We start from the raw sequence: 26699 nt of genomic DNA on the forward strand, positions 1-26699 counted from the left end.
GACAGATGTGACCCGATCGAACCTGGTCGGTGGAGAGATGCTCAACTGGTCGGATCTGCACCCGGTCGACGCCCGCCCCGCGGCCGCCGGACCCGCAGCCACGGCACTCCTCACCGCCGCTCTCCAGCCGGACGCTGCCGTCCTGATCGCCGGCCCGCACGCCGCCGACCTGACGGTGGCTGTCGCGTCCCAGGTGTCGTCGGTCGACCTGCTCGTCCGCTCGGCCCCGGACGCCGAGGAACTCGCCGAGCTGCTGGACGACGCCAAGGGCCAGGTCTTCTGCGGCTCCCTGGACCGCTTCACGGGCGAGGACCGGTACGACGTGATCGTGGCGCTGGACGGTCTGGAGCGGCTCGTCGGCCCCGACACGGCGACACTGCCCTGGCCCGACGCCCTCCGGCTGCTGGCCTCCCGCCTCCGTCCCGGCGGGCGGTTGCTGCTCGGCGCGGAGAACGCGTTCGGATTCCAGCGCCTGATCCAGCCCGACATCACGGCGGCCCTCCCCCGCGACGAGGACTGGGGCCGAGACATCGCGGACCGCGCGCCGGCCGGACTCAAGCCTCTGCAGGCTGCCATCGACGGTGCGGGGTTGGAGGTCGCGCAGACGTACGCGGTCTTCCCGTCGCTGATTCAGGCTGATGCCGCGGTCGTCTCGGTCGACGGGTTCGCAGCTGTCGTCGCGGCGCGGGCTGTTGCCTCGCGCAACGACGGTCCGGTGTTGATGGATCCGTACCGGGTGGTGCTCGACGCCGCCGAGGCGGGGCTCGCGGTCGAGCTCGCGCCTGCCTGGTACTTCGTGATCGGCACCTCAGCCCCTGCGGTGTTGCCCGACGGCGTCGTGCCGGCGGGTGAAGGTGTGTTGCTGGAGGAGCACCTTCTGATGGCCCTCCGGTGTGATGATCAGGCGGAGCTTCGGCGGGTGATTCCGGAGTACGTGGCCTGGTTGGGTGCGGGGGGTGCGGGGTCGCCTGACAACGTGATTCTCGACGGGGCGACGTACCGGCTGTTCGGGGAGCCGCAGGACCTGGACGTCGTGCAGCATCTGGCGCGGTTCGCCCGCCGGGCGCTGGAAAGTGGCTCACGGCAACCATGGCCCGCGGCCGCCGATCCGCATCAGCTCACCGCGCGGCTCGCGTCGATGGCCGGCCTCACCGTGCCGGAGCCGGAGTTCACCCCGGACGAGGTCGTCCGCCCACGCGGCAGCGCCGAACAACTCGCCACCGTCGCCAGGCTCGCCGACGAGCTCGCGCACGCGAGCGCCCGCGCGATCCTCTTCGAAGGTACGGTCAGCGGCATCCGCCGCTCGCTCCCGTACCGCGTCGGCCACGCCGTTCTCAACCCGGCCCGGGTGATCCGCCGCCGTCTCAAGCGAGTACTGCGGAAGGTACGTCGCTGATGCACCACGCCAATCACTTCTACGGGCACGCCAACATCATGGCGACGTACGCCGGACTCCCGAAGCCGCCGCGGATCTGGGGCTACCTGCAGCACGGCTGGAACATCCTCGACGGCTTCGCGCACGGCACCAACTTCGCGCCGGGAATGCCGAAGTTCGTCTGGTCCGACAGCGTCCGTCGTCGCGGGCACGCGCTCGGTCTGCGGAACTACTCGGTGATCGGCTCGGTCTGGCTGTACCTGCTGAAGACCCATCCCGGGCTCGCGACGCCGGCGAAACGGGCCGAAGGCACCATCTTCTACCCGTTCCACGGCTGGGAGGGCCAGCACGTGCTCGGCGACCACGGTCGCATCGTTGCCTCGATCAACGAGCACGAGAACGGCCCGGTGACGGTCTGCCTGTACTGGAACGAGTACGAGAAACCCGCGATCCGCAACGTCTACCAGGACGCCGGCTTCCGGGTCATCACGCACGGTTACCGCGGCCTGCACTGGCGCCGTACCGACGAGAAGTTCCTGGTCAAGCAGCTGCGCGAACTCCGCAAGCACCGGCGGGTCGCCTCCAACCGGCTCAGCTCCGCGGTTCTGTACGGCGCCTCGCTCGGACTGGAGGCGGGGGTCTACGGTGATCCCATGGTGCTGGAGAACGAGCACCCGTCGTTCGGCGGTCAGGCGCGGATCAAGCGGCTGTGGCCCGAGATGGACCAGCCGTACGTCCCCGCGGCGGTCGCCCGTGAGTTCACCGACATCGAGCTGGGGGTCGGCCACCTGGCCGGCCCGGCGGAGATCCGGGAGATGTTCCGATGGAACCCGTGAAGGTTGGAATCATCACGCAGGTCCGCGTGACCAGCACCAGGCTGCCGGCCAAGGTGCTGCTGACGGTCGCCGGCCGCTCGTACCTGGAGCACCACCTCGACCGGCTCGCCCGCACCGGTCTGCCGGTGATCGTCGCCACCACCACGAACTTCAACGACGACCTCGTCGCCCAACTGTGCGCGGAGGACGGGATCCCGGTCTTCCGCGGCAGCGAGGACGACGTCCTCAGCCGGTTCGCCGGCGCCGCCCGCGAGCACGAGCTGGACGCGATCGTCCGGGTCACCTCCGACTGCCCGCTGATCGATCCCGAGATCGTTGCCGCGGGCGTCGATCGCTGGCGCACCGAGAACGACCCCGACCTGTACATCTCGAACTGTCTCGAACGGACCTACCCGCGCGGCATGGACTTCGAGATCTTCTCCGCGGCCCGGCTGTACGACGCCGAGACCAACGCCACGCTCAAGGCGGACCGCGAACACGTCACGCCGTACCTGCACCAGAACCGGTCCGGCGAGATGCGGCTGCTCAACCTGCCGTGGTCAGGCGGCGGAGCGCAGTACCGGCTCACGCTGGACACCGCCGACGACTGGAAGTTGCTCGATGCCCTCATCGAGGACTTCGGCGCCACCCGGCTCGGATGCGCCGAACTGGTCGCGATCCTGGACGAGCATCCGGAACTGGCCGCGCTGAACGCGCACATCGAACAGAAGAAACTGGGCGATTAGCAGGTCTGCCGGTCCCGGCTACGGCATGATTTACGGTGATGACCACCAATGAGCCGGCCGGAGACTCCGCCGCTACCCCGGACCACGGCGTGTCCGCCGCGCGAGCCAAGTCGTTCGGCGCTGTCGCGGCCGCGTACGAGGTGGGCCGGCCGTCGTTCCCGGTGGAGGCGCTGACCTGGATCCTGGGTCCTGGCCGCGGACTGCAGGTGCTCGACCTGGGCGCCGGCACCGGGAAACTCGCGGCGGTCGCGGCCGAGCTCGGGCACCACGTGATCGCGGTCGACCCGTCGCCGGAGATGCTCGCGGTCTGCCGCCGCCGGCCCGGTATCGACACGATGGTCGGCGCGGCGGAGTCGATCCCGCTCGCGCACGCGTCGGTGGACGCGGTGGTCGTCGGGCAGGCGTTCCACTGGTTCGACCACGCCCGCGCGCTGCCGGAGATCGCCCGGGTGCTGCGCCCGAACGGCGTCCTCGGCCTGCTCTGGAACAACGCCGACACCGTGGTGCCGTGGGTGCGCCGGATCTTCCAGGTCATCCAGGGCGATGGGTTCGGCGGCAGCGACCGGTTCGAGCCGATGCCGGTCCTGGAGGAGTCGAACCTGTTCACGATGATCGAGCAGGCCCGGTTCCGGCACTGGCACGACCTGGACCGCAAAGGGCTGCGGCAGCTGGCGCAGTCCCACTCGGCGGTCGCGATCCTCAAGGAGACCCGCCGCGAGCAGGTCCTGGAGCAGATCGACTCGATCTACGACCACACCGCCCGGCCGCCGGAGCCGCTGCGGATGCCGTACCTCACCGGCTGCTTCCGCGCGCGTCCGAGCGAGTTCGCGAACTACCGCCGTACGGTCGACGGCCCGGTGGCACCGCACCTTTAGAACTTTTTGGTTGCGGCGGGTCACAAATCCGCGACTTGCGGCTAACGTGCACGTGTTCGGTCCAGTGAAGGGGAACGCATGGACGAGGAAGTGGTGCGCGAGCGGGACGCCCGCGCGTACGAAGCGGTGCACGACGCGGCCGACTTCACCGAGCTGAAGCGGCGCTACAAGAACTTCGTGGTGCCGTGGACGATCGCCTTCATGGCGTGGTACCTGGCGTACGTCGCCTGCAACAACTGGGCGCGCGGCTTCATGAGCCACGAGGTGATCGACCACATCAACGTGGCCCTGATCTTCGGTCTGCTGCAGTTCGTGTCGACGTTCGTGATCGCGGCGCTGTACGGGCGGTTCGCCAACCGGAAGCTCGATCCGCTGGCCCACGGGCTGAACGCCAAGTACAAGAGGGAGCGCCGCCGGTGAACACGCTGCTCGTCCCGCTGGCTCTTCCGCTGGCCGCAGAACCCGGCAACCGGGCGCTGACGATCTCCCTGTTCTCCGCGGTCGTCGCCGTGACGCTGTACATCACCTGGTGGGCGTCCCGGCAGAACAAGACCGCCGCCGACTACTACGCCGGCGGCCGCTCGTTCAGCGGCGCGCAGAACGGTCTCGCCGTCTCCGGTGACTACATGTCCGCGGCGTCGTTCCTCGGCATCTCCGGCCAGATCGCCCTCTACGGGTACGACGGTTTCCTGTACTCGATCGGCTTCCTGGTGGCCTGGCTGGTCGCACTGCTGCTGATCGCCGAGCTGCTGCGGAACTCGGGCCGCTTCACGATGGCCGACCAGCTCGCGTTCCGGATGAAGCAGAAGCCGGTCCGGACCGCGGCCGCGACCTCGACGATCGTGGTCTCGATCTTCTACCTGCTGGCCCAGATGGTCGGCGCCGGATCGCTCGTCGGACTGCTGCTCGGGGTGAAGAGCGAGGGCCTGAAGGCGGCCGTCATCGTGCTGGTCGGCGCGCTGATGATCGTCTACGTGACGATCGGCGGCATGAAGGGCACCACCTGGGTGCAGATCGTGAAGGCCGTCCTGCTGATGGTCGGCACCGTGCTGATCACCTTCCTGGTGCTGCTGAAGTTCAACTTCAACATCGCCGATCTGCTCGGGTCGGCCGCGGACAAGTCCGGCAAGGGCGAGGCGTTCCTGCAGCCCGGCCTGCTGTACGGCAAGGACCTCGTCGGCCAGATCGACTTCCTGTCGCTCGGCCTGGCCCTGGTCCTCGGTACGGCGGGGCTTCCGCACATCCTGATCCGCTTCTACACCGTTCCGGACTCCCGCTCCGCGCGGCGGTCGGTGCAGTGGGCGATCGGCCTGATCGGCGCGTTCTACCTGATGACGCTGGCCCTCGGGTTCGGCGCCGCGGCGCTGCTGGACACCGGGAAGGGTTCGGCCGTGGAGACGTCGAAGGGCAACGTCGCGTCGCCGCTGCTGGCCGAATCCGTCGGCGGCGGCGCCGATTCGACCGGTGGCGCGATCCTGCTCGCCCTGATCGCGGCGGTCGCGTTCGCCACCATCCTCGCGGTGGTGGCCGGGCTGACGCTGACGTCCGCGTCGTCGTTCGCGCACGACCTGTACGCCAACGTCATCGCGAAGCAGAAGCCGACCGAGAAGCAGGAGCTGCGGATGGCGCGGTTCGCGGCGATCGGGATCGGCGCGGTCGCGATCGGGCTGGCGATTCCGGCGCAGAAGCTGAACATCGCGTTCCTGGTCGCGCTGGCGTTCGCGGTCGCGGCCTCGGCGAACCTGCCGGCGTTGCTGTTCAACCTGTTCTGGAAGCGGTTCAACACCTCCGGCGCGATCTGGAGCATCTACGGCGGGCTGATCTCGGCCGTCGTACTGGTGATCTTCTCGCCGGTGGTGTCGGGCAACGGCGACAAGTCGATGATCACCGGCGCGGACTTCCACTGGTTCCCGCTGTCGAACCCGGGCATCGTGTCGATCCCGCTGGGCTTCCTGTTCGGCGTCCTCGGCACCTACCTCGGCAAGGACCGGTCCAGTGAGGCCAGGTACAACGAACTCTCGGTCCGCGCGCTCACCGGCGCCGGCGCGGAGGGTGCCGCCAAGCACTGACGTACTCCGGAAAGGGCCGGCTCGCAGCGCGCGAGCCGGCCCTTTCTCGTTGTGCGCGAACCGTTGACGCCTCGCGAGCGGTGCCGTAACAATGAGCCAACGCCGTGCAAGAATTGAGCAAAGTATAGAAAGTTTTGAACTCCTCCTGTGCGGCGGATCTTCCCTGTCCCGCCCACCAGGAGAGGCCCATGCGTATTCCGAGATGGCGGTTGCTGACCGCCCTGCTGGCCGCGAGTCTCGCGGCGGCACCGCTCGCCCGGCCGGCGCCCGCCGCGCAGGCCGCCGTACTCGCCGGTCCCAACCTCGCCGCCGGCAAACCGGCCACCGCCAGCAGCGTCACGCAGAACTACGTCGCATCGAACGTGACCGACGGGAACCAGAGCAGCTACTGGGAGAGCGCGAACAACGCGTTCCCGCAGTGGGTCCAGGTCGACCTCGGCGCGTCGGTCGCGACCAACCAAGTCGTACTCAAGCTGCCGACCGCGAACTGGGGTGCCCGCGACCAGACCGTCGCGATCCAGGGCAGTACCGACGGGCAGAACTTCACCGACCTGTCCGCGCCGGTGGCCCGCACGTTCGGCCCGCCCAACAACACCGTGACGATCGACTACGGCAACGCCACCACGCGGTACGTCCGGGCCCGGATCACCGCCAACACCGGCTGGCCCGCGGGGCAGCTGTCCGAGCTCGAGGTCTACGGGCCCGCAACCGGTGACACCCAGGCTCCTACCGCCCCGAGCAGCCTGGCCTTCACCGAACCCGGCACCGGGCAGATCAAACTCACCTGGAGCGCGGCGACCGACAACGTCGGCGTCACCGGGTACGACGTCTACGCGAACGGCCAGCTGCGGACCAGCGTGGCCGGCAACGTGCTCACCTACACGGACAACCAGCCGGCCAACGTCTCGGTGGCGTACTACGTCCGCGCGAAGGATGCCGCTGGCAACCAATCGCCGAACAGCAACACCGTGACCCGCAACGGCAGCGGCGGACCGGGCAGCAACCTCGCAGCGAACAAGCCGATCACCGCGTCCGGGTTCGTGCACACGTACGTCGCGAAGAACGCCAACGACGACAACGTCACGACGTACTGGGAAGGCAACGCGAACCCGGCGACGCTGACGACCGAGCTGGGTTCCAACGCCGACCTGAGCTCGATCGTGGTCCGGCTCAACCCGGACCCGGCCTGGGGGCCGCGGACGCAGACGTTCTCGATCCTCGGGCGGGAGCAGAGCTCGTCGAACTTCACGACGATCGTCGGGTCGGCGTCGTACGACTTCAACCCGGCGAGGGGGAACAGCGTGACCATCCCGGTCAGCGCGCGCGTGGCCGACGTACGGCTGAACTTCACCGGGAACACCGGTGCGCCGGCGGGTCAGGTCGCGGAGCTGCAGGTGCTCGGCGTACCGGCGCCGAACCCGGATCTCACGCTCGCCGGAGTGTCGTGGACGCCGACGTCGCCGGTCGAAACCGATGCGATCACGGTCCGGGCGACCGTGAACAACGGCGGGACCGGCGGCTCGGCCGCGACCGACGTCAACTTCTACCTCGGTGAGACCAAGGTCGGTATGGCGGCCGTCGGCGCACTCGCGGCCGGGGCGTCGGCGACGGTCAGTGCGTCGATCGGATCGCGGGACGCGGGCTCGTACACGCTGAGCGCCAAGGTGGACGAGGCCAACTCGGTGATCGAGCAGAACGACGGCAACAACGCCGCCAACGCTTCCGGTCCGCTGGTTGTCACGCCGGTGGCGAGCTCGGACCTGGTGGCGGCCGCGGTGAACTGGACGCCGGGGAACCCGACGGCCGGCAACTCGGTGGCCTTCTCGGTCGCGGTGAAGAACCAGGGCAGCGTCGCCTCCGCGTCTGGTGCGCATGGGATCACGCTGACGGTGCTGAACGGGGCGTCCGTGGTCGCGACGTTGACCGGCTCGTACAACGGGTCGATCGCTGCCGGTGCGACGACTCCTGCTGTTGCGTTGGGCAACTGGACTGCGGCCAACGGTCGCTACACCGTGCGCGTGGTGCTGGCGGACGACGCGAACGAGTTGCCGGTGAAGCGGGGCAACAACACGAGCGAGCGGCCTTTGTTCGTGGGCCGGGGCGCGAACCTGCCGTACGACCATCTGGAGGCGGAGGACGCCTCGGTCGGCGGCGGTGCGACTGTGATCGGGCCGAACCGGACGATCGGCGACCTCGCCGGTGAGGCCTCCGGTCGGCGGGCCGTGACGCTGAACTCGAACGGTGCGTACGTCGAGTTCACGACGCGGGCGTCGACGAACACACTGGTCACGCGCTTCTCGATCCCGGACGCCGCGGGTGGCGGCGGGCAGCCGTCGTCTCTGAGCGTGTACGTGAACGGGACCTTCGCGAAGACGTTGCCGCTCACCTCGAAGTACTCGTGGCTGTACGGCGCGGAGGCGTCGCCGAACAACTCGCCGGGATCGGGTCCGGCGCGGCACATCTACGACGAGGCGAACCTGATGTTCGACCAGACCTATCCAGCCGGGACGAAGATCCGGCTGCAGAAGGATCCGGCGAACAGTACGACGTACTCGATCGACTTCGTCGACACCGAGGCCGTGACCGCTCTGCCGAACCCTGGCGCCGGGTACGTGACGCCGACCGGCTTCACTCACCAGGACGTGCAGAACGCGCTCGACCGGGTGCGGCAGGACACCACGCTGCAGGGTGTCTATCTGCCGGCGGGTGAGTACCAGACGTCGTCGAAGTTCACCGTGTACGGCCGGGCTGTGAAGGTCGTCGGAGCCGGGCCGTGGTTCACGCGGTTCGTGGCGCCGCAGAACCAGTCGAACACCGACGTCGGGTTCGACGCGCAGGCGTCGGCGAACGGGTCGACGTTCAGCGGGTTCTCGTACTTCGGGAACTACGACAGCCGCAACGACGGTCCGGGGAAGGTGTTCAACTTCGCGGGGACGTCCTCCATGACGATCGACAACCTGTGGATCGAGCACCAGATGTGCCTGTACTGGGGCGCGAACACCGACAACTCGGTGATCAAGAACTCGCGGATCCGGAACACGTTTGCGGACGGCATCAACATGACGAACGGATCGTCCGGAAACACCGTCAGCAACAACGAGGCACGCTCGACCGGTGACGACAGCTTCGCGCTGTTCAACGCCACGGACAACGGTGGCGGCGAGGTCCGGGACAACGTTTTCGAGAACCTGTCCGCGACGCTGACCTGGCGGGCCGCCGGCTTCGCCGTGTACGGCGGGACGAACAACGTTTTCCGAAACCTGTACGCGGCGGACATGCTGACGTACCCCGGCGTCACGATCAGCTCGCTGGACTTCGGGATCCCGATGAACGGCTTCGGCGCGACACCGCCGACGCAGTTCCAGAACGTTTCCGTCGTACGATCCGGCGGGCATTTCTGGGGCAACCAGACCTTCCCCGGGGTGTGGATCTACTCCGCGACGAAGGTCTTCCAGGGCATCCGGGTCTCCGATCTGGACGTCGTCGATCCGACGTACTCCGGCATCATGTTCCAGACCGACTACGTCGGCGGCAGTCCGCTCTTCCCGGTCGCCGACACCGTCTTCACCAACACGACCATCTCAGGCGCCCGCAAGTCCGGCGACACCTTCGACGCCAAATCCGGCTACGCCATCTGGGCCAACGAACTCCCCGAACCAGGCGAAGGCCCCGCCCGCGGCGAGGTCACCTTCAACAACCTGACCCTCACCAACAACGCAGTAGACATCCACAACCCGACAACAACCTTCACCATCCACCGCAACTAGCCACGCACCAGGGGCCGCGAGCACACCGCCTCGCGGCCCCTGCCCTACAACCACACGCACCACGCCCTGCCGACGTACGAAGCCCTCAGCCCACTGCCCGATTCACCCAGGCACGGCTTCCCAGCCATCAACGGCCAACCTGTCCGCAGGCTCACAACCCAGCAACAGCCATTCCGCACGTGACACCTGCTGACACCGACGACGATGTCCGCCCCCTTGGCCAGGTCGAGCCCACCACGCTCGCCGTCTCCGTCCTCACCCGTCCCGCCCCGAACCGGCGCCGCGCTGAACACACCCAAGCTCACTCGGGCCCATTCCACCCCCGCCCTGGCCCCCCGCCCCGGAGCCCACGCCGTCGAACCCACGCGCCCAGTCCCACCCGGAGCACCCCGGCGAAACCCACCCAATTGCGGTCGAACGCACGACTCCATCCACGCCTTCAACTCCATGCGCCCGAAGGCACGGGCCCGAAGACACGCGCCCGAACCCACCCACTCGAACCCACCCGGCCGAACCCATCCACTCGAGCCCATGCCGTCGAGCCCACCCACTCGGGCCCACCGACTCGAGCCCATGCCGTCGAATCACATCGCCGAACGACCTGCGACCAAGCCGCGCACCGGCCAGACGCTCGAGCCCAGGCGTCGACAATGCGTCATGTCAGGCGGTTGCCTGCCCCTCGTCGGCCGGACTCGAACGGGAGGCCAACGACACCACCTCGTCCCCCGACGCCCACCGGGAAGCGGGACTACGCCACGCGTCCGCGTGTGGAGCTCGTCAACTGGTTGTGCTGACCGGGCGCGCCATCCGTGGCGCTGGCAGGAACGAACCGAACGCACCGAACGGTGCCGGGTGCTGACTCGCACGCAGGCTCGGGCGCTGTTTCCGGTGCCAACTCGCGTGCTGCTCTCGGTGCTGACTCGGATGTTGGCTCGGGTGCCAACTCGGGTGCCAACTCGCGTGCTGACTCGCGTGCTGACTCGGATGCTGACTCGGATGCCAACTCGCGTGCTGCTCTGCGTGCTGACTCGCGTGCTGACTCGCGTGCTGACTCGCGTGCTGACTCGGATGCTGACTCGGATGCCAACTCGCGTGCTGCTCTGCGTGCTGACTCGCGTGCTGACTCGCGTGCTGACTCGCGTGCTGACTCGGATGCTGACTCGGATGCCAACTCGCGTGCTGCTCTGCGTGCTGACTCGCGTGCTGACTCGGATGCTGGCTCGGATGTTGGCTCGGGTGCCAACTCGCGTGCTGTTCTGGGTGCTGACGCGCGTGTGGGTTCGGGTGTTGGGGTTTCGCCCCAGGCCTCGAGGGCAATGGCGGCGCGTAGTTCTGCGTCGGTGAAGTCGTCGCGTCCAGTGGTCTCGCGCAACTGGCGTAAGACCTTCCGCCCAAGCGCGGTATCCAGCACCATCTGCCGCTGACAACCACTCACCGGCCGCGGCCAACCCGCCGCCATCCCATCCGCAGCATGACTGTCCGCGGCACGCGTGCGCTGCGGCGGTACGTCGTACTGTCCGTGGTCGACGTGGAATTGAGAGTCCGGCGGTGAGCACGCATCTGGCACCACCACGGGAGCCTCTGATGATCCGGATGCCGGTACCGCGGCCGACAGCGCACCGCGCGAACCTTCCCCCGCCGGCACCCGCCCCAGACCTGACTCGGCCTGCGGCAGCACACCCGAACGCCTCCCACGAGTACCCGAAGAAGGTCGCGCAGGCACCGCCTCAGGACGCGGCGGCGACGCAGCCAGCTGGTTCTCAGGAGAACCAGCGGCGGCCCCGGCAAGTGCCGGGTCTGCATCAGGACGTGGAGGCGCAGCTGGCTGGCTTCCGGGCTGGTCGGTGATGTGGCGCGCCGGCGGTGCTGGATCCGGTTCGTGAGGCGGGTCCTGTTGGGCCAGGCGTGGGGGTCGGGTGGTTGGTGGGTCGGCCCAGGTGGGGCGGGCGACGTGGACGATGCCGTCGGTGATGGTGATGGTCCAGTGACCGTTGTGCAGGTCGACGTGGTGACGGCGGCACAGCAACGCCAGGTTCGTGACTTTGGTTTCGCCGCCGTCGATCCAGGAGATCAGGTGATGGGCGTCGCACATGACCGGCGGTGCGCCGCAGACCACGCAGCCGCGGTCGCGGGCGTTCAGGGCGCGGCGCATCGCGCGGGTGACGAGGCGTTCGCAGCGGCCGACGTCGAGCGGTTCGGAGTTCGCGCCGAGCACCAGCGGGATCACCTTCGCATCGCAGGCCAGCCGCCGGATCGTGGCCGCGGACAGCCCGCCGCTGTACACCGTGTCACCGACAGCATCCGCGGTCGCCGCCGTCAGGTCGTGAAGGTCGATCGTCACGGTGATATTCGCCTTCGCCCCGAACCCAGGCACCACATCACCACCCGAACCACCCAACCCAGCACCCACCTCATCCACCGCGCCACGCTCCAGATCAACCACCACACCACAACCAGCACTCCCCGCGACGCCCGACGCGGACGCACCGGACGACCTACCGGCCCCGCAAGCACCAGGCTCACAAGCACCGGGCCGGCAAGCACAGGGCCCGCAAGCACAGGCCCCGCAAACACCGTGCTCACAAGCACCGTGCCCGCAGGCACCGCGCTCGGACGTGCCCCGCTCTGACGTGCACCGCTCGGACGTGCCCCGCTCGGACATTCCGCGCTCGGACATTCCGCGCTCGGACATTCCGCGCTCGGACATTCCGCGCTCGGACATTCCGCGCTCGGACGTGCCGCGCTCGGACGTGCCCCGCTCGGACATTCCGCGCTCGGGCCGTCCGCGCTCGGGCATTCCGGGCTCAGACATGCCGGGCGTGTCTGCAGTGTTCTGGGGCGGTGTGGTGGGGCGGGGGATGGTGGGGGACGGGGTGCCGGTGTCGAGGGCGGTGGCGGCCAGGGTCAGGGTGGTGGTGAGGGCGTCGGCCTGGCGCTTTTCGCGGGTGCGGGGGTCGGGGGCGCCGTCGATGGTTTTGTGGGGACGGGCGGCGGCGGTGATCAGGGAACGGAGGAGCTCGGCGTTCTCGTTGGCGAGGTAGCCCCTGAACTTGACGCCTCGGTCAGCCCTGCTCAGGGTCAGGGTCTCGCGGGCGTAGGCCTTGTGTTCTTCGGGTTCGGGGCCGTCGGTGTCGAGGATGTCACGGGCCTGCTCCGCCGCTTTGCGCAAATCCGCTGGTGGCAGATGCTTCGCCAGACGGACCAGTTCCCGTTCGGCCACCTCGAGATCGGTCACCGGCACGGTCGTCGGGACCTTTTCCAGCGCGGTCACGATCGCCTCGGCCTGCGCCGGCCGCAACAGCACCTCCGGCACCGACGACTCCTCCCCCAACCGTTCACCGAAGTCGGAGTCCGGTTCAGCGTCGGGGAGAGTGTCGGGGAGAGCGGCGGTGACGGCGGCGTACTTCGGCAGCACGCGGGCCAGCTGGACGTCGCGGCGCGCGCGGTAGTGGTCGAGGCGATAGCGGTACTCCACGAACTGCACCGTGTCCCGCGCGCCGACTTGTTCGGCGTAGCCACGCGCATCCAGCGCCGCGATCAGCCGCAACCGCCGGGTCTCCACCCGGGCCAGGTCAGCGTCAGCCCGGTCGAGAGCGCGCACCAACTCCTGGTCGCTCATCAACTCAGGAGACCACTGCCCCGAAGATTCCATGCACCAACTCTAGACACCCCCACCGACAGTTTCCGAAGCCAGATCCCCTTGATTTCAAGGGATTCTGTTATCCACAACCACCGCACCCTGTGGATCTTGCCCTAGGCAACAACAGGAGTCACAACCTCCTGTCGGGTCTGAGGTTTGCCACTGTGCCCTCGTGCGCTTCACTCAGCAGGGGTTGGGCGGTTGGGGTCAGGGCGTGGAGGGCTGTGCCTTGGGTTCGGTGGGTGGTGATGAGGCCTGCTGCTCGGAGGACGCGGGTGTGTTCGGAGGTGGAGGCGAGGGAGATGCCTACTCGGCGGGCTAGTTGGGTTGTGGTGGCGGGGTGGGTGAGGGATCGGAGTACGGCGGCTCGGGTCCGGCCGAGGAGGTCCGCGAGGGCGTCGGTGGTCGCGGGGTCCAGGTCGGCACCGTCGGCGGACGGGTCGGCCACATCGGCGCAGGGGTAGACGAGGACGGGTCGCCGGTCGGCGGAGTCCAGAGCCAGGCAGTTCGTCACGAAGGGAGACGGGTAGAGCTCCAGGCCGCGGCCCTTCAGGTGTACGTCGGTGATCCAGTCGTCGGCCGGGCCGTGGGTGGTGAGGACCGGATCGGACCACTCCACGTCGGGATGCAACGAGGACAGCAGCGCGTCGACGCCGCCGTGCAGGACCGCGCGCGACCGGATCCCGAGTTCGGCGCCGTACCGCTGGTGCAGCTCGCTCGACGTCGGCACCAGCACCTCCTGGTGGAACTCCCGGACCGCCGCCCCCAGCGCCCGCCGCGACCCCGCCCGGCCGTCCAGCAACCCGCGCATATAGCGGTCGATCTCGGGCGGCAACCAGGGCTCCAACTGGTCCCGGATGACATCGGCCGGCGTGTCCGTCAACGCCTCCACGACAGGCTCCAGACCGGGCCCCGGGACGTCAGGGATCAGGAAACCCGGAAACATCCCGGTCGGCGAGATCAGCTTGAAGAGCGGACGCATCGATCCCTGGACCCGCGGCGCCGCCGTCCGCCGCCAGCGCCGTACGGCCGGCCAGACCGAGCGGTCACTCAGCGCGCGGGCCGCGAGCGCGGCCTCCCACAGCGGGTGCGGCTCGGCGGGGAACGTGACCCGGCCGAGGTCCGCCGCGGTGAAGTGGATCCGGATCATCCCCCGATTGTGACCGCCATCAGGGCGTGAGCACAGACCTCTTCGGCCCAGACCGAATCCGGTCGCGGCACACCGCGGTACCGCTCACGCTGGCCCGATGAAACGTCTGGCACTCCTCAGCGTCCTGATCCTCGCAGCGGCCGTCCCGATGACCACCGCCAACGCGACCTCCGTCCACAGGCCGACGCAGTACGTCGTCTCGAACACTCCCGGCGACACGCTCGAAGGGATCGCGGTGACGCGCGACGGCACGATGTACGTGACCAGCGTCGGCACCGGCGCGGTGTACCGCGGCAACACCCGGTCGTCCCGGCTCAGCCTGTTCCTGCCGCCCGGCCAGGACGGACGGACGTCGGCGACCGGCGTCCACGTCGACCGCTGGGGCAGAGTCCTGGTCGCGGGCGCGAGTACGTCGAAGCTCTTCCTGTACGACGCCCGCGGCCGGCTGATCGACGTACAGCACGCCGCGGTCGGCTCGTTCCTCAACGACTTCACGATCGTGGGCGACGCCGTGTACGTGACCGACTCGGCGCACAACCAGCTCTGGCGGGCGCCGCTCACCCGCGACGGTCTCGGCAAGCTCGAGCCGTGGATCACCCGCGACCGGATCCAGCCGACGCCGTACTTCCTCAACGGCATCGTCACCGACGGCCGCGTCCTCCTGGTCGGCGAGCAGGGACAGGACGTCACGTACCGGGTCGACCTGCACACCAAGCAGGTGAGCGTGCTGAACGTGCCCAACGGCATCCTGTCCGGCGACGGCTACCTGCTAGAAGGGCACCGGTTGTACGCCGTGCACAACGCCGGCGGCGGGAAGTACGTCACGAGGCTGGCGATCCTGAACGACGATCTCACGGCGGCGACGCTCGTCGCGGATTCGAGCCCCGCTGCGGCCGGTGCGACCCCGACGACGATCGCCCGCGACCGGGGACGGTTGCTGTGGGTCAACAGCCAGCTGGACATCGCTCCCGGTACGCCGCCGTACACCGTGTCCGTCGTACCGGGTCTGCGCTGACTACAGGTCGTCGGTGACGCGGGCGAGGATCGCGCCGGCTTGGAAGACCAGGGTCCGGTCGGATTCGTCGAGGCGGTCGAGGAGTTTGGCGAGCTCCTCGGCGGCCTGCCGGCCGGACGCCTCGACCGTGGCCGCGCCCGCTTCGGTGAGTACGACGGCGGTTGCCCGGCCGTCGACCGGGTCTGCCTCCCGGCGGACCAGCCCGGCCTCTTCCAGCGCGGCGACCGTGGTGGTCGCTGTCGGCTGCGAGCACGGGACCCGCGCGGCGATCTCGCCGATCCGGATCGGCTGCTCGTCGGCGATCAGCATCAGCGCCAGGAACTGTGTCGGATGCATGAGTGTGGTGGTCCGGCTCCGGCGCAAGTGCCTGACGATCCGGTGCATGCTGACCAGCAGCTGCAACGCCTCCTGCGCCATCGAGATCACCTCCGTCGGGAAGCGCAATCCTGGCACAGCAGTCCAAGTTCTCCTACCGCACCGCCCACCTACCCCGCTGCCCGCTTGCTGCGGCTGCCGACCAGACACAGCACTGCACCGAGCACGACCCAGGCGACCAGCACCGTGACGGCTTGCGCGATGCCACGGCCCTCGAAGAACGCCGTTGAGCGCAGCAGGCGGCCGCCGGCACCCGGAGGCAGAAGCTGGCCGAGCGTGCCGGACCAGCCGGGCAGCATCTCCGGCGCGGTCGACGTACCCGAGAGCGGGTTCCCGATGAGCATCATGGCGACGGCACCGATCCCGATCCCGGCGTATCCGAGCAGGGCTTCCAGCCCCAGGACAGTCAGCGAGGTGGCGGCGATGGCCAGCGCGACAGCGGCGGCGTTGGCCAGGTAGGCGCCGCTCAACGAGCCGAGCCAGAACTGCAGGATCGCTGCCACAGCCAGACCGCCGGTAGCCGCGTAGGCGAGTGCCCCGGCGACTCGGCGACCCGTGCCGCGAACGAGCCTGGTCAGCAGCACCGCAGCCAGCAGGCCGCCCATGACGAGCGGCATTGCGCCTGCGGCGAGCCCGGCACCGCGCGGATCGTCGGCGGGTAGCGCGGCGAGGTCGCGTACGGCGGCCGGGGTACCGGGCTGCCCTTGTCCGAGTCCGGCCGCGAGGCTCTGCAGGGTCTGGGCCACGGCGGTGCTGGCGGCGGAAGCAACTATCACGCGCGGCGCACCGGCGCTGAGGTCGATCGCGCCGTACACCTCCCGATCGCGGATGAGTCGCTCCGCGGCGGCGGTGTCCGCGACCTCGGTGATGTCGAAGCCGCCCGGCAGGCGTTCCTCCAGGGCGGTGCGAACCTGGCCGACCGCCGGCGTCGGCCCGGCGACCGCGATCGGTACGTCGTGCGGCGACGACCGCACCGAGGGCCAGGCGAAGGCGCTGAGCAGCACGCTGGTGATGACCGTCAGCAGTACGACCGCGCCGGCCACGGTCGGCCATCGGGACGGGAGCGTAGTGGACTGCGGGGACATGGTGACTCCTTGGACGCGGTTGATCGTGACGAGCACAAGACGCCGCGGGGACGGAATTCCTGACGCTCCACCGGTGTGACTCAGGCCATATGCGGTTCTTGTCAGGTCTCGGGGTGCTGTCTCGCTCAACCCGGCGAGAGCAAGCGAACCGACAGGAGTAACCCATGAAGCATCGAATCGTGGTTCTCGGCGCCGGCTATGCGGGGGCCTACGTGGCCGGGAACCTGGCCCGGCGGCTGTCCCCGGCGGACACCGAGATCACCGTGGTCAACGCCGAACCCGACTTCGTCGAGCGGCTGCGGCTGCACCAGCTCGCGACCGGCCAGAAGCTCGGGGCTCTGCAGCTCGCCGACGCCTTCGCGGGCACCGGGATCCAGCTGCGCCTGGCCCGCGTCACGGCCGTCGACCCCGGGCGCCGGGTCGTCACCGTGGCCGACTCCGACGGTGGCGGCGAGCTCGGATACGACACGCTGGTGTACGCGCTCGGCAGCCGCGGAGACAACAGCGGCCTCCCCGGCGCGGCGGAGTACGCGTTCGACATCTCCAGCCGGCCCTCGGCGTTGCGACTGCGCGAACGCCTGAACAGCCTGGGCGAGCGAGGAGACGTCGTGATCATCGGTGACGGGTTGACCGGTATCGAGACTGCCGCCGAGATCGCCGAATCGCGCCCGGACCTGTCGGTGACGCTAATCGCCCGTGGCACCTTGGGCGCCCGGCTCTCCACCGGGGCCCGGGACCATCTGCGCCGCACGTTCGATCGGCTCGGCGTCCGCGTGCTGGAGCACACCACCGCGGAGAGCGTCGAGGCCGAGCGGGTGCTGTGCGCGGACGGCGCGGTACTGGCGGCCGACGCGACCGTGTGGACGGCCGGGTTCGCGGTCGATCCGATCGCGGCCGAGGCCGGACTCGAGGTCACCGACAATGGGCGGATCGTCGTCGATCGCACGATGCGGTCGGTGTCGCATCCGGAGGTGTACGCCGTCGGCGACGCCGCCTACGCGGTCGCGGACAACGGCCGGCCGCTGCCGATGTCCTGCGCGTCGGCCGGGGACACCGGTCGGCAGGCGATCGTGGCGATCATCGGGCGGTTGACCGGACGCGAAGTACGCCCGACCAAGCTGCTGTACTACGGCAACCACATCAGCCTCGGGCGCCGCGACGGGATCGTGCAGATGGTCGACGACGAGGGGGTGGCGAAGCCGAAGTACACCGGCGGCCGGACCGCGGCGCGGGTCAAGTCGGGCATCGTCAGAATGTCGCTGTGGGCCACGGCGCATCCGACGTTCGGCCTGCCCAAGCGCAAGCACCGCGTGACCGCCGTACACGCCGCGTCGACCACCAAGGCGCGCGTCTGACAACGATTAAGGTCGTTCACGTGGACAGCACCGCCATCGATCGCTTCGAGGCCAGCCGGAACCGGCTGGCCTCGTTGGCCTACCGTCTCCTCGGCTCCGCCATCGATGCGGAGGACGCCGTACAGGACGCGTTCCTGCACTGGCAGGCCGCCGATCGGGACCGGATCAAGGTGCCGGAGGCATGGTTGACGAAGGTCGTCACCAACTTGTGCCTCGATCGGCTGCGCTCGGCGCAGTACCGCCGCGAACGCACCGTCGGCGGCTGGCTGCCCGAACCACTCCTCGGCGGCGATCCGATGCTCGGCCCGGCCGACACCGTCGAGCAACGCGAATCGGTTTCGCTGGCAGTGCTGACACTGCTCGAGCGCCTGACGCCTGTGGAGCGGGCCGTTTACGTCCTGCGCGAAGCGTTCTCCTACAGTCATGCCGAAGTCGCCGAGATCCTCGACCTCACCGAATCCGCCAGCCAACAGCACCTCCACCGGGCCCGGAACCGCATCACCGCCGCGCGCCACCGCGGCGGCGAGGTCGACCCGGTGTCCGCCCGCAGCATCGTCGAGGAGTTCCTGACCGCCGCGTCCTCGGGCCGTACCGAACGGCTGGTGGCCCTGCTCACCCACGACGCGACCGCGATCTCCGACGGCGCCGGACTGACCGAGGCGTTGCTGCGGTACGACACTCCGCAGCGCATCGCGGCGATCGTCCGGGGCGGATTCAAACCGAGCCCCGCGAAGCGACGTTTCGCCGGCGGTACGCCTGCGGTTCACTACGCGATGGTGAACGGCGGTCCCGCGATCCTGTTCGTGGTCGACGAGCAGGTCATCGGAGCCGTGACATTCGACATCGCCAACGGCAGGATCGCCACGGTGCGCGGCATCGCGGCACCCGCCCGCCTCACCCGCCTCGCCGACGCCTGGCGCCGGCAGGAACCGGACACACCCCTCATCACCGAGTGGTGACAGCTCCCTCAGACGTGGGTGGCGAGTACGCCGAGTGCGAAGGCGGCTCCGGCGAGGGTGAGCATCGTGGTCGCCAGGCGGATGAGGCGGCGCTGGAGAATCGGGAGCTCGGCGGCGGTGGCGAAGACGCGCTGTGGCCAGTGGCGCCAGGAGACGTACCAGAAGATGCCGGTCGCAATCAGCAGGAGCGCCCCTTTGGCCGCGTGCAACTGCCAGTCCTCGCGATCGATCAGCAACAGAACGATCCCGGTCACCGCGATTACCCCGATCAGCCCCAGTACCTTCCACCGGTTGCCTGAGGCAATCACTGCCGTCAGCGCCTCACGCCCGTCGCGGTCGTTCCCGAAGTACGCCTTCAACTTCGGTTGCACCACGAACAGCGAGTAGGCCATCCCCCCGCCCCACGCGGCAGCCAACCCGGCATGCACGATCGCCACCAAAGCCGTCGCGACAGTCATACCCCCGACGGTAAGCCCACCGGGGTGCACAAACGTTATAGCCTCGCCGCCATGGACCCCTGGCAGACGTTGACCACCGACTACGAAGACCGGCGGGCCCGGGAGGACTCCCTCGACCGGCTGATGGAGTGGGACGCCCAGCGCTCACTGATCGGGCCCGTCGCCGGCCGCTCCGTCCTCGACGTCGGCTGCGGCAACGGCGGCAAGGCGATCGAACTCGCCGTCGAGCACGGTGCCGCGTCGGTGGTCGGCGTGGACATCGGCGCCGAGTTCCGCACACCGCCTGCCGGGGTGGACGTCGCCTTCCATACCGGCGATCTGTCGGTTCTCGACGAACTCGAGCCGTTGCAGGATCGCCGTTTCGACGTGGTCCTGTTCCTCCAGTCCCTCGCCTACGCCACGGACCGCGCCCGGACCTTACGCGCGGTCCGGTCGATGATGGCCGACGACGGCGTACTGGTCGTGTCGATGGCTCATCCGATCCGGTACGCCGTGGAGCGCTCCGAGCGGGACGGTGTCGGGATCGGGGACGCGTACCACGCCGTCGGGCCGTACTCGTATCCGTCGCTGTGGAATCCGGAAATCACCGTCACGCACACGACGGACACGTTCTCGACCATCCATAACTCCTTGACGGACAACGGATTCCGGGTCGAGCACGTCCTCGAACCGCAGTTGTCCGACGAGAACAAACAGCGCTACCCGCACAAGCAGGAGTGGCTGTCCCGGTACGTCGGCATCATCATCCTCCGCGCCCGGCCGGCATGAACGTCGAGGTTCTGCACCGGAGCGGACAGTGGTGTGCTGGACGACAATTCGGGGAGGTTGTTGCGTACGACGTACAGATCCTGCCTCGGTATCAGGTCGCGGGACGTCCTACTGTCGACCGGAGCTACCTGTTGCTCGGCGAGGCGGTCCAGTTGACCAAGCCGGCTGTCTTCGAGGGGGCGGTCGAGGGATGGTGGTACGTCGACCTGGTGGAGATCGAGCAGACCGAACGCGGGCTGGTCGTTCACGACTTGTACGTCGACTTTCTCATCCCGCCCGCGGTGGATCGGTACCAGATCCTCGATCTGGACGAACTGGCTGACGCCGTCAGGGCGGGCAAGCTCACGCCCTCACAGTGCGCCGACGTGCTGACCGCGACCCAGCGATTCGTCGATCGGTATCTGCGGCGCCCGGCGGAAGGTCCCAGCGGGCCGGGCGCCGAGTTTCCGCCGGGCGCGGTGACGGCGCTTGACCGGCTCCCGGCGTTCTGACAGGCGACAGGCCCCCGGTGGGATGCACCGGGGGCCTGTCGGCAACTGCAGTTGCGGTCAGTCCTCGTCGGACTTGCCGGACTCCAGGTTGGACTTGATCAGGTCCATGACGCTCGAGTCGGCGAGGGTGGTGACGTCGCCCACGTCGCGGTTCTCGGCGACGTCGCGCAGCAGGCGGCGCATGATCTTGCCGGAGCGGGTCTTCGGGAGCTCCGCGACGACCATGATCTGGCGCGGCTTGGCGATCGGGCCGATCTCCTTCGCCACGTGGTTGCGCAGCTCCTGCACCACGTCCGGACCGCCGTCGCCGGCCTCCGAGCGGAGGATCACGAAGGCAGCGATCGCCTGACCCGTCGTCGGGTCGGACGCGCCGACCACGGCGTCCTCGGCGACCTTCGGGTGCGAGACGAGCGCGGACTCGATCTCCGTCGTCGACAGCCGGTGACCGGAGACGTTCATCACGTCGTCGACCCGGCCGAGCAGCCAGAGGTCGCCGTCCTCGTCCTTCTTCGCCCCGTCACCGGCGAAGTACACGCCCGGCCAGCGCGACCAGTACGTGTCGACGAACCGCTGGTCGTCGCCCCACAGCGTTCGGAGCATCGCCGGCCACGGCTTCGTGATGACGAGGTACCCGCCCGAACCGTTCGGCACCGGCTCACCCGCGTCGTCGACGACATCGACGCTCACGCCCGGGATCGCCTTCATCGCGGCGCCCGGCTTACCGGCGGTCACGCCCGGCAGCGGCGAGATCATGTGCATACCGGTCTCGGTCTGCCACCAGGTGTCGACGACCGGCGCCTCGTTCCCGCCGATGTGCTCGCGGTACCAGACGTACGCCTCCGGGTTGATCGGCTCGCCGACCGACCCGATCACCCGCAGCGAGGACAGGTCGAACTTCGCCGGGATGTCGGCGCCCCACTTCATGAACGTCCGGATCGCCGTCGGAGCGCAGTACAGGATCGAGACCTTGTACTTCTGGACGATCTCCCACCAGCGGCCCTGGTGCGGCGTGTCCGGCGTGCCCTCGTACATCACGGAGGTCGTCGCGTTCGCGAGCGCGCCGTACACGATGTAGCTGTGGCCGGTCACCCACCCGATGTCGGCCGCGGTCCAGTACACGTCGGTGTCCGGCTTGAGGTCGAACACACCCCACTGCGTGTACGCCGTCCCGACGAGGTACCCGCCCGTGGTGTGCAGGATGCCCTTCGGCTTGCCCGTCGTACCCGACGTGTACATCACGTACAGCGGGTGCTCGGCGTCGAACGCCTCCGGGGTGTGCTCGGTCGACTGTTTGCCGACGAAGTCCTCCCACCACAGGTCGCGGCCCTCGACCATGTTCGTGTCCTGACCGGTACGGCGTACCACCAGGACGTTCCGCACGTCGGGGCAGTCCTCGAGGGCGGCGTCGACGGCCGGCTTCAGCGCCGCGGGCGCGCCCCGGCGGTAGCCGCCGTCCGACGTGATCACGATGCGCGCGTCGCAGTCCTGGATCCGGCCCTTCAGGGCGTCCGCGGAGAAGCCGCCGAACACGACCGTGTGCGGGGCCCCGATCCGGGCGCAGGCGAGCATCGCGACGACCGTCTCCGGGATCATCGGCATGTAGATAGCGACCCGGTCGCCGGTCTGCACACCGAGCTCGATCAGCGCGTTCGCGGCCTGGCAGACCTCGTCCTTGAGCTGCGCGTAGGTGATCTCGCGGGTGTCACCGGGCTCACCCTCGAAGTAGTAGGCGATCTTGTCGCCCAGACCGTTCTCGACGTGCCGGTCGAGGCAGTTGTACGCCGCGTTGAGCTTGCCGTCGGCGTACCACTTCGCGAACGGCGGGTTGCTCCAGTCCAGCGTCTGCGTCGGCTCCTTGGCCCAGGTCAGGCGCTTGGCCTGCTCGGCCCAGAACCCCTCGAAGTCGGCCGCGGCCTGGTCGTAGGCGTCGGCCTTCAGGTTCGCGTTCGCGGCGAGCTCGGCCGGTGGCTCGAACCGGCGCTCCTCGTGCATGAGGTTCGACAGCGCCTCAGATTGGGCCTCGGGCTGGGGTGACTCTGCATTCGTCACGTCGACGACTCCTCCTCGCTGGCTTCGGCGCGCTGGAGCGCCCGGCTACCTTTCTACCAACGCTGCCCCCGGCAGGGAACCGGCGTATCGCCCAGCCGCGCCGATTCTGCGCCGAACAGGCACCCGCGCGGGCCGACCGGGGCCTGCGCCACGACCGGCGGGACGGGAATTTCGGCGTACGGCGGAACCAACCGGGCGGACCGCGCATCGGACTCTGTGTGAACCCGATGCAGCCGACCGCGCAGATGCCGACCGCCGTCACCGACGAGCCGCGGAAGATCTCCCGCGCCGCCCGTCGCCGCGTTCACGCCCGTGAGCTGCGTGTTCGCCGGACCCAGAAGGACGCCCGCGCCCAGCTGCCGGTCTACTAGCCCGGACTTGCTCGGGCCGACTACTCCTGGTGATAAGCCAGGAGTTTGCCGAGGATCGTGGTCAGGCGGGTCCGGTCGGTCGCGGACAGCGGCGCGAAGATCTCCTCCTGCGCCTTGCCGACCAGATTCGTGAGCCGCCGGTAGTGCCGCTTGCCCGCGGTGGTGATCGTGATGACGTTGCGGCGGCCGTCGGCCGGGTCCGGGCTGCGTTCGACGTACCCGTCGGCCTCGAGCTCGTTGAGCGCGGCAACCACATCGCTGCGGTCGATCGAGCTGCGGCGCCCGAGGTCCGCCTGGCTGGCCGGGCCGAACTCCACCAGCGTCGCGAGCAGCCGGAAGTGGTACCCGCGCGCACCTCCGGCGGCGAAGGACTCGGCGACGATGCGGTGTGCCTGGGCCGCACTCTGGGTCAGCAACCAGCTCGGCAGTTGGGTCAGGGCGGTCGGGGTCTGCTCATCCACCCGCGCAGTCTAAGTGGTCAGCGGTTCGCCGCCGCCACGGGAGCGTTGGCCGGACCTACGATTCGCGGGCGTCCAGCAGTTCGTCCCAGTGGTCCTGGGCCCATTCGCACAGCATCCGCAGCGGTTCGAGCAGGCTGCGGCCGAGGTCGGTCAGCTCGTACGTGACCCGGCGTTCGTACTCCGTCCGCCGGACGAAACCGTCGCGCTCGAGCGTCCGCAGGGACTGGGTCAGGACCTTCGGGCTGACCCGGGCGAGCGGGATGCGCAACTCGGAGTACCGACGGGGACCGTCCTCCAGGCACCGCAGTACCAGGCCCGCCCATTTGTCGCCGCCGACCCGGAACGGGAGCAGCGTCGACGGGCAGATCTCCTCGAACATGTCCGCTCGCAGCGCCTCCATGCCCTCCACGGTATCCAATCGGTAACCACCCATCCTTCTACGGTCGCCGTACCACTTTCAAGGAGGTTGCGGTGAGCAAGATTCTGGTGATCGGCGCCCGGGGACGCGCCGGCAAGGCGGCTGTGGCGGAGGCGCGCGAGCGCGGGCACGAGGTCGTCGGTGTCGCGCGCACAGCCGGCGACGGACTGGTGCCCGGGGACGTGACCGATGCCGCACGGATCGCCGAACTGGCGGTCGGGCAGGACGCGGTGATCGCGGCGGTGTACGACGGCGGGAGCGATCCGGGTGAGTTCTTCCCGCGGGCTGCGCGGGCGCTGGTCGAGGGGCTCGAGGCGGGGGTCCCGCGACTGGTGTGGGTCGGCCTGGCGTCGATCCTGCCGACCGCCTACGGGACGTTGCTGATGGACACCGAGGGGTATCCGAACGAGTACCGGTCGTTCTTCCTCGCCCACCAGGCCGCGCTCGACATCTTCGCCGCGTCGTCGCTGGACTGGGTGTCGGTGGCGCCGACCGGCGACTTCGACCACGCCGATCCGTCCCGCAAGGGCCACTATCGCGTGGCACCCGGAAACCCGCAGGACCTCATCTCGTACGCCGACTTCGCGGTCGCGCTCGTCGACGAGGTGGACCACCCGGCGCACCACGGCGAGGCGATCGGAGTAGTGGTCTAGACGGGCGGGTCGCGGGGGCCGGCGTACGGACGATAGGTTCGAGGCATGGCTGGGGCCGAGGAGTACTTGGGCAAGGCGTTGGCGATCGCGCAGCAGGCGGCCGACACGCAACTGGGCGCGATCCGGGTGGCGGCCGGGCTGGTCGCGGACGCGCTCGCCGGCGGGAAGACGTTCTGGGTGTTCGGGACGGGGCACAGTCACACGCTCGCCGAGGAGCTGTACGGACGCGCCGGCGGTCTGGCCGACGTCCGGGCGATCCTCGAACCGGGGCTCATGCTGCACGAGGGCCTGCAGAAGAGCTCGCTCCTCGAACGCCTCCCCGGCCTGGCCGACGTCCTGCTGGAGATCAACCCGCTGGCAGCCGGCGACGTCGTCCTCATCGCGTCGAACTCCGGACGCAACGCCGTACCCGTCGAGTTCGCCCTCGGCGCGCGGGAGCGTGGTGTGCAGGTGATCGCGCTGACGTCCCTGGCCCACTCCAACGCCACCACGTCCCGCGCCCCCGGCGGCCAACGCCTCTTCGAAACCGCCGACGTCGTCATCGACAACTGCGGCATCCCCGGCGACGCCCTCATCGAGGTCCCCGGTACGCCGGAACGCACCGGCGCCACGTCCACCCTCGTAGGAGCCCTACTCCTCCAGGCCCTCACCGCAGAAATCGTGACGCGCCTGTCCGAACGCGGCCTCACACCGAACGTCCTACGCAGCCTGAACGTGTAATCACGCGGTGCGCAACCCACTCCGCACGCAGGCGGGAAGGGGCGGCGCGTGGCTGTGACGGTGCGGGTTGGTGAGTGGCGGAGATCCACCCGACCGGGTCGTCGGATCCTGGCGCCGCCGCTGTGGGATGGGTGGGAGCGCGCGGAGCAGACGTGCCGAGGAGCGCAGCGGCGAAGTAGGCGGCTGCGTAGCAGGCGTGGGGCGATCACACGCGGCGTCGGTAGGTACTTCTCAGGTGGCGCGGTAGGCGACGGTGATGTCGTAGCGGTCCGAGCGGTACGTGGAGATGCCGAACTCGATGACCTGGTCGGTCGCGGTGCGGGGGGCCGAGGTGATGATCAGGCAGGGGGTGGTGTTGTCGATCTCGAGGAGCTCGGCGTCGCGGGGCTCGGGTGGGGCGGCGACGATGGACGCGGACACCATGCCGAGCGTCACGCCGTACCGGGTGGAGAGCTCGGTGTAGAGGGACTTCTCGGCGAAGTCGATCTCGTCGAGGCCGGGGTAGCGGTTCAGGGAGAGGGCGGTGCGCTCGATCGCCATCGGGTCGCCGTCGGCGGTGCGGAGGCGGACGAGGTGCAGGACGGGGGTGCCGACCGGCTCCTCGAGTTCGCGGGCGAGGTCCTCGTCGGCGGCACCGACGCGGTGTTCGAGAACCTTCGCGCCGGGCTTGATGCCGCGGTTGATCATGTCCTGGCTGAACGACGACGCGAGCATCCGCGACGGGCGCGGCTCGGCGACGAACGTGCCGCCTCCGGGACGTCGGTTGGCCAGGCCTTCGGCGACGACACGGTCCACCTCCTGGCGAACGGTCATCCGGGCCACGCCGAAGCGCTCGGCGAGGACGCGTTCGGACGGCAGCACGGTGCCGACAGCCAGCGAGCGGGTGAGGTTCTCCAGAATCTCGCGGATCTGGTCACCCTTCGGACGATCCGGGCGCAGCTCGGTAGGGAGCTCGGCGAGGTCGCCGGGGTTGTTCCGTGGGCGGGCCATGAGGTCAGTATCCCTGGGAATCTGCCCGGCAAACCGGTTGCCGGGGTACGCGGGCCGCGGCGTGTCGTACCGCGCAAGGTGCCCGCGACGACGT

24 protein-coding genes are annotated in these 26699 nt (G+C 69.2%); 15 read left to right on the top strand and 9 right to left on the bottom strand.

Annotated elements, in window-relative coordinates; genetic code table 11:
- Positions 1-7: 7 nt before the first annotated feature.
- The 7 genes from BJY22_RS03200 (at position 8) to BJY22_RS03230 (ending at position 9647) form a co-directional block, all read left to right on the top strand.
- The gene (locus BJY22_RS03200; RefSeq protein ID WP_337758103.1) at positions 8-1396 is read left to right on the top strand and encodes a class I SAM-dependent methyltransferase; all 1389 of its coding nucleotides are present in this window, start codon (positions 8-10) and stop codon (positions 1394-1396) included.
- Entirely contained in the window at positions 1396-2211 is an 816-nt protein-coding gene (locus BJY22_RS03205) for a hypothetical protein (protein WP_167203671.1), read from the top strand. Before BJY22_RS03200 ends, BJY22_RS03205 begins: the two co-directional genes overlap by 1 nt.
- On the top strand, positions 2199-2936 hold the full coding sequence (locus tag BJY22_RS03210) for a cytidylyltransferase domain-containing protein (protein ID WP_202890975.1): 738 nt from the start codon (positions 2199-2201) through the stop codon (positions 2934-2936). Before BJY22_RS03205 ends, BJY22_RS03210 begins: the two co-directional genes overlap by 13 nt.
- 38 nt (positions 2937-2974) lie before the next feature.
- Positions 2975-3811: a class I SAM-dependent methyltransferase gene (locus BJY22_RS03215; RefSeq protein WP_167203673.1), complete on the top strand. Its 837-nt coding sequence runs from the start codon at positions 2975-2977 to the stop codon at positions 3809-3811.
- Between the two features lie 78 nt (positions 3812-3889).
- Entirely contained in the window at positions 3890-4231 is a 342-nt protein-coding gene (locus BJY22_RS03220) for a DUF485 domain-containing protein (RefSeq protein WP_167203674.1), read from the top strand.
- Positions 4228-5880 (top strand): sodium:solute symporter family transporter, encoded by a 1653-nt coding sequence (locus BJY22_RS03225; protein ID WP_167203675.1) that lies wholly within the window; start codon positions 4228-4230, stop codon positions 5878-5880. The genes BJY22_RS03220 and BJY22_RS03225 overlap by 4 nt, the downstream gene beginning before the upstream one ends.
- 188 nt (positions 5881-6068) lie before the next feature.
- Positions 6069-9647: a discoidin domain-containing protein gene (locus BJY22_RS03230; RefSeq protein WP_167203676.1), complete on the top strand. Its 3579-nt coding sequence runs from the start codon at positions 6069-6071 to the stop codon at positions 9645-9647.
- Positions 9648-10395: 748 nt separating this feature from the next.
- Here the strand turns inward: BJY22_RS03230 and BJY22_RS03235 are convergent.
- Together BJY22_RS03235 and BJY22_RS03240 are read right to left on the bottom strand one after the other, a co-directional pair.
- On the bottom strand, positions 10396-13299 hold the full coding sequence (locus tag BJY22_RS03235) for an HNH endonuclease signature motif containing protein (protein WP_167203677.1): 2904 nt from the start codon (positions 13297-13299) through the stop codon (positions 10396-10398).
- A 118-nt stretch (positions 13300-13417) separates the two neighbouring features.
- Entirely contained in the window at positions 13418-14437 is a 1020-nt protein-coding gene (locus BJY22_RS03240; RefSeq protein ID WP_167203678.1) for an ArsR/SmtB family transcription factor, read from the bottom strand.
- 97 nt (positions 14438-14534) lie between these two features.
- Between BJY22_RS03240 and BJY22_RS03245 the strand changes: the two genes are divergently transcribed.
- Positions 14535-15452, top strand: coding sequence for an SMP-30/gluconolactonase/LRE family protein (locus BJY22_RS03245; protein ID WP_167203679.1), 918 nt, complete (start codon positions 14535-14537; stop codon positions 15450-15452).
- Here BJY22_RS03245 and BJY22_RS03250 read toward each other — a convergent pair whose 3' ends face one another.
- Both BJY22_RS03250 and BJY22_RS03255 read right to left on the bottom strand, forming a co-directional pair.
- On the bottom strand, positions 15453-15905 hold the full coding sequence (locus BJY22_RS03250) for a MarR family winged helix-turn-helix transcriptional regulator (RefSeq protein ID WP_337758104.1): 453 nt from the start codon (positions 15903-15905) through the stop codon (positions 15453-15455).
- Between the two features lie 32 nt (positions 15906-15937).
- Complete coding sequence (locus BJY22_RS03255) at positions 15938-16912, bottom strand: ABC transporter permease (protein WP_167203680.1); 975 nt, start codon at positions 16910-16912, stop codon at positions 15938-15940.
- 164 nt (positions 16913-17076) lie between these two features.
- On the opposite strand from BJY22_RS03255, the gene BJY22_RS03260 reads away from it, so the two are divergent.
- Both BJY22_RS03260 and BJY22_RS03265 read left to right on the top strand, forming a co-directional pair.
- On the top strand, positions 17077-18267 hold the full coding sequence (locus BJY22_RS03260) for an NAD(P)/FAD-dependent oxidoreductase (RefSeq protein ID WP_167203681.1): 1191 nt from the start codon (positions 17077-17079) through the stop codon (positions 18265-18267).
- 20 nt (positions 18268-18287) lie between these two features.
- The gene (locus BJY22_RS03265) at positions 18288-19226 is read left to right on the top strand and encodes a sigma-70 family RNA polymerase sigma factor (RefSeq protein ID WP_167203682.1); all 939 of its coding nucleotides are present in this window, start codon (positions 18288-18290) and stop codon (positions 19224-19226) included.
- Positions 19227-19234: 8 nt separating this feature from the next.
- On the opposite strand, the gene BJY22_RS03270 is transcribed toward BJY22_RS03265, so the two are convergent.
- The gene (locus BJY22_RS03270) at positions 19235-19684 is read right to left on the bottom strand and encodes a hypothetical protein (RefSeq protein WP_167203683.1); all 450 of its coding nucleotides are present in this window, start codon (positions 19682-19684) and stop codon (positions 19235-19237) included.
- Between the two features lie 51 nt (positions 19685-19735).
- On the opposite strand from BJY22_RS03270, the gene BJY22_RS03275 reads away from it, so the two are divergent.
- Both BJY22_RS03275 and BJY22_RS03280 read left to right on the top strand, forming a co-directional pair.
- Positions 19736-20452 (top strand): methyltransferase domain-containing protein, encoded by a 717-nt coding sequence (locus BJY22_RS03275; RefSeq protein ID WP_167203684.1) that lies wholly within the window; start codon positions 19736-19738, stop codon positions 20450-20452.
- 152 nt (positions 20453-20604) lie between these two features.
- Positions 20605-20943, top strand: coding sequence for a DUF402 domain-containing protein (locus BJY22_RS03280; protein ID WP_167203685.1), 339 nt, complete (start codon positions 20605-20607; stop codon positions 20941-20943).
- 57 nt (positions 20944-21000) lie between these two features.
- On the opposite strand, the gene acs is transcribed toward BJY22_RS03280, so the two are convergent.
- Complete coding sequence (gene acs, locus BJY22_RS03285; RefSeq protein ID WP_167217824.1) at positions 21001-22935, bottom strand: acetate--CoA ligase; 1935 nt, start codon at positions 22933-22935, stop codon at positions 21001-21003.
- A 275-nt stretch (positions 22936-23210) separates the two neighbouring features.
- Here acs and BJY22_RS03290 point away from each other — a divergent pair, with 275 nt between their 5' ends.
- Positions 23211-23363, top strand: a complete 153-nt coding sequence (locus tag BJY22_RS03290; RefSeq protein WP_167203686.1) for a hypothetical protein — start codon at positions 23211-23213, stop codon at positions 23361-23363.
- A 20-nt stretch (positions 23364-23383) separates the two neighbouring features.
- Here the strand turns inward: BJY22_RS03290 and BJY22_RS03295 are convergent, their stop codons facing one another.
- Together BJY22_RS03295 and BJY22_RS03300 are read right to left on the bottom strand one after the other, a co-directional pair.
- Positions 23384-23824, bottom strand: a complete 441-nt coding sequence (locus BJY22_RS03295; RefSeq protein ID WP_167203687.1) for a MarR family transcriptional regulator — start codon at positions 23822-23824, stop codon at positions 23384-23386.
- 55 nt (positions 23825-23879) lie between these two features.
- Positions 23880-24224, bottom strand: coding sequence for a winged helix-turn-helix transcriptional regulator (locus BJY22_RS03300; protein WP_167203688.1), 345 nt, complete (start codon positions 24222-24224; stop codon positions 23880-23882).
- 71 nt (positions 24225-24295) lie between these two features.
- Here BJY22_RS03300 and BJY22_RS03305 point away from each other — a divergent pair, with 71 nt between their 5' ends.
- Both BJY22_RS03305 and BJY22_RS03310 read left to right on the top strand, forming a co-directional pair.
- On the top strand, positions 24296-24895 hold the full coding sequence (locus BJY22_RS03305; protein WP_167203689.1) for an NAD(P)H-binding protein: 600 nt from the start codon (positions 24296-24298) through the stop codon (positions 24893-24895).
- Positions 24896-24940: 45 nt separating this feature from the next.
- Entirely contained in the window at positions 24941-25615 is a 675-nt protein-coding gene (locus BJY22_RS03310) for a sugar isomerase domain-containing protein (RefSeq protein WP_167203690.1), read from the top strand.
- Between the two features lie 231 nt (positions 25616-25846).
- On the opposite strand, the gene BJY22_RS03315 is transcribed toward BJY22_RS03310, so the two are convergent.
- Positions 25847-26605, bottom strand: a complete 759-nt coding sequence (locus BJY22_RS03315) for a GntR family transcriptional regulator (protein ID WP_167203691.1) — start codon at positions 26603-26605, stop codon at positions 25847-25849.
- Positions 26606-26699: the final 94 nt, after the last annotated feature.

Origin of the sequence: Kribbella shirazensis (genome assembly GCF_011761605.1) — a bacterium.
GTDB lineage: Bacteria > Actinomycetota > Actinomycetes > Propionibacteriales > Kribbellaceae > Kribbella > Kribbella shirazensis.

What these genes read in the sequence shown, in the direction of transcription:
- BJY22_RS03205 (WP_167203671.1), top strand. Translation starts at nt 1,396, where the DNA reads ATGCACCACGCCAATCACTTCTACGGGCACGCCAACATCATGGCGACG.
- BJY22_RS03270 (WP_167203683.1), bottom strand. Translation starts at nt 19,684, where the DNA reads ATGACTGTCGCGACGGCTTTGGTGGCGATCGTGCATGCCGGGTTGGCT.
- BJY22_RS03210 (WP_202890975.1), top strand. Translation starts at nt 2,199, where the DNA reads ATGGAACCCGTGAAGGTTGGAATCATCACGCAGGTCCGCGTGACCAGC.
- BJY22_RS03300 (WP_167203688.1), bottom strand. Translation starts at nt 24,224, where the DNA reads ATGGAGGCGCTGCGAGCGGACATGTTCGAGGAGATCTGCCCGTCGACG.
- BJY22_RS03240 (WP_167203678.1), bottom strand. Translation starts at nt 14,437, where the DNA reads ATGATCCGGATCCACTTCACCGCGGCGGACCTCGGCCGGGTCACGTTC.
- BJY22_RS03255 (WP_167203680.1), bottom strand. Translation starts at nt 16,912, where the DNA reads ATGTCCCCGCAGTCCACTACGCTCCCGTCCCGATGGCCGACCGTGGCC.
- BJY22_RS03230 (WP_167203676.1), top strand. Translation starts at nt 6,069, where the DNA reads ATGCGTATTCCGAGATGGCGGTTGCTGACCGCCCTGCTGGCCGCGAGT.
- BJY22_RS03315 (WP_167203691.1), bottom strand. Translation starts at nt 26,605, where the DNA reads ATGGCCCGCCCACGGAACAACCCCGGCGACCTCGCCGAGCTCCCTACC.
- acs (WP_167217824.1), bottom strand. Translation starts at nt 22,935, where the DNA reads ATGCACGAGGAGCGCCGGTTCGAGCCACCGGCCGAGCTCGCCGCGAAC.
- BJY22_RS03245 (WP_167203679.1), top strand. Translation starts at nt 14,535, where the DNA reads ATGAAACGTCTGGCACTCCTCAGCGTCCTGATCCTCGCAGCGGCCGTC.
- BJY22_RS03220 (WP_167203674.1), top strand. Translation starts at nt 3,890, where the DNA reads ATGGACGAGGAAGTGGTGCGCGAGCGGGACGCCCGCGCGTACGAAGCG.
- BJY22_RS03260 (WP_167203681.1), top strand. Translation starts at nt 17,077, where the DNA reads ATGAAGCATCGAATCGTGGTTCTCGGCGCCGGCTATGCGGGGGCCTAC.
- BJY22_RS03275 (WP_167203684.1), top strand. Translation starts at nt 19,736, where the DNA reads ATGGACCCCTGGCAGACGTTGACCACCGACTACGAAGACCGGCGGGCC.
- BJY22_RS03310 (WP_167203690.1), top strand. Translation starts at nt 24,941, where the DNA reads ATGGCTGGGGCCGAGGAGTACTTGGGCAAGGCGTTGGCGATCGCGCAG.
- BJY22_RS03235 (WP_167203677.1), bottom strand. Translation starts at nt 13,299, where the DNA reads ATGGAATCTTCGGGGCAGTGGTCTCCTGAGTTGATGAGCGACCAGGAG.
- BJY22_RS03215 (WP_167203673.1), top strand. Translation starts at nt 2,975, where the DNA reads ATGACCACCAATGAGCCGGCCGGAGACTCCGCCGCTACCCCGGACCAC.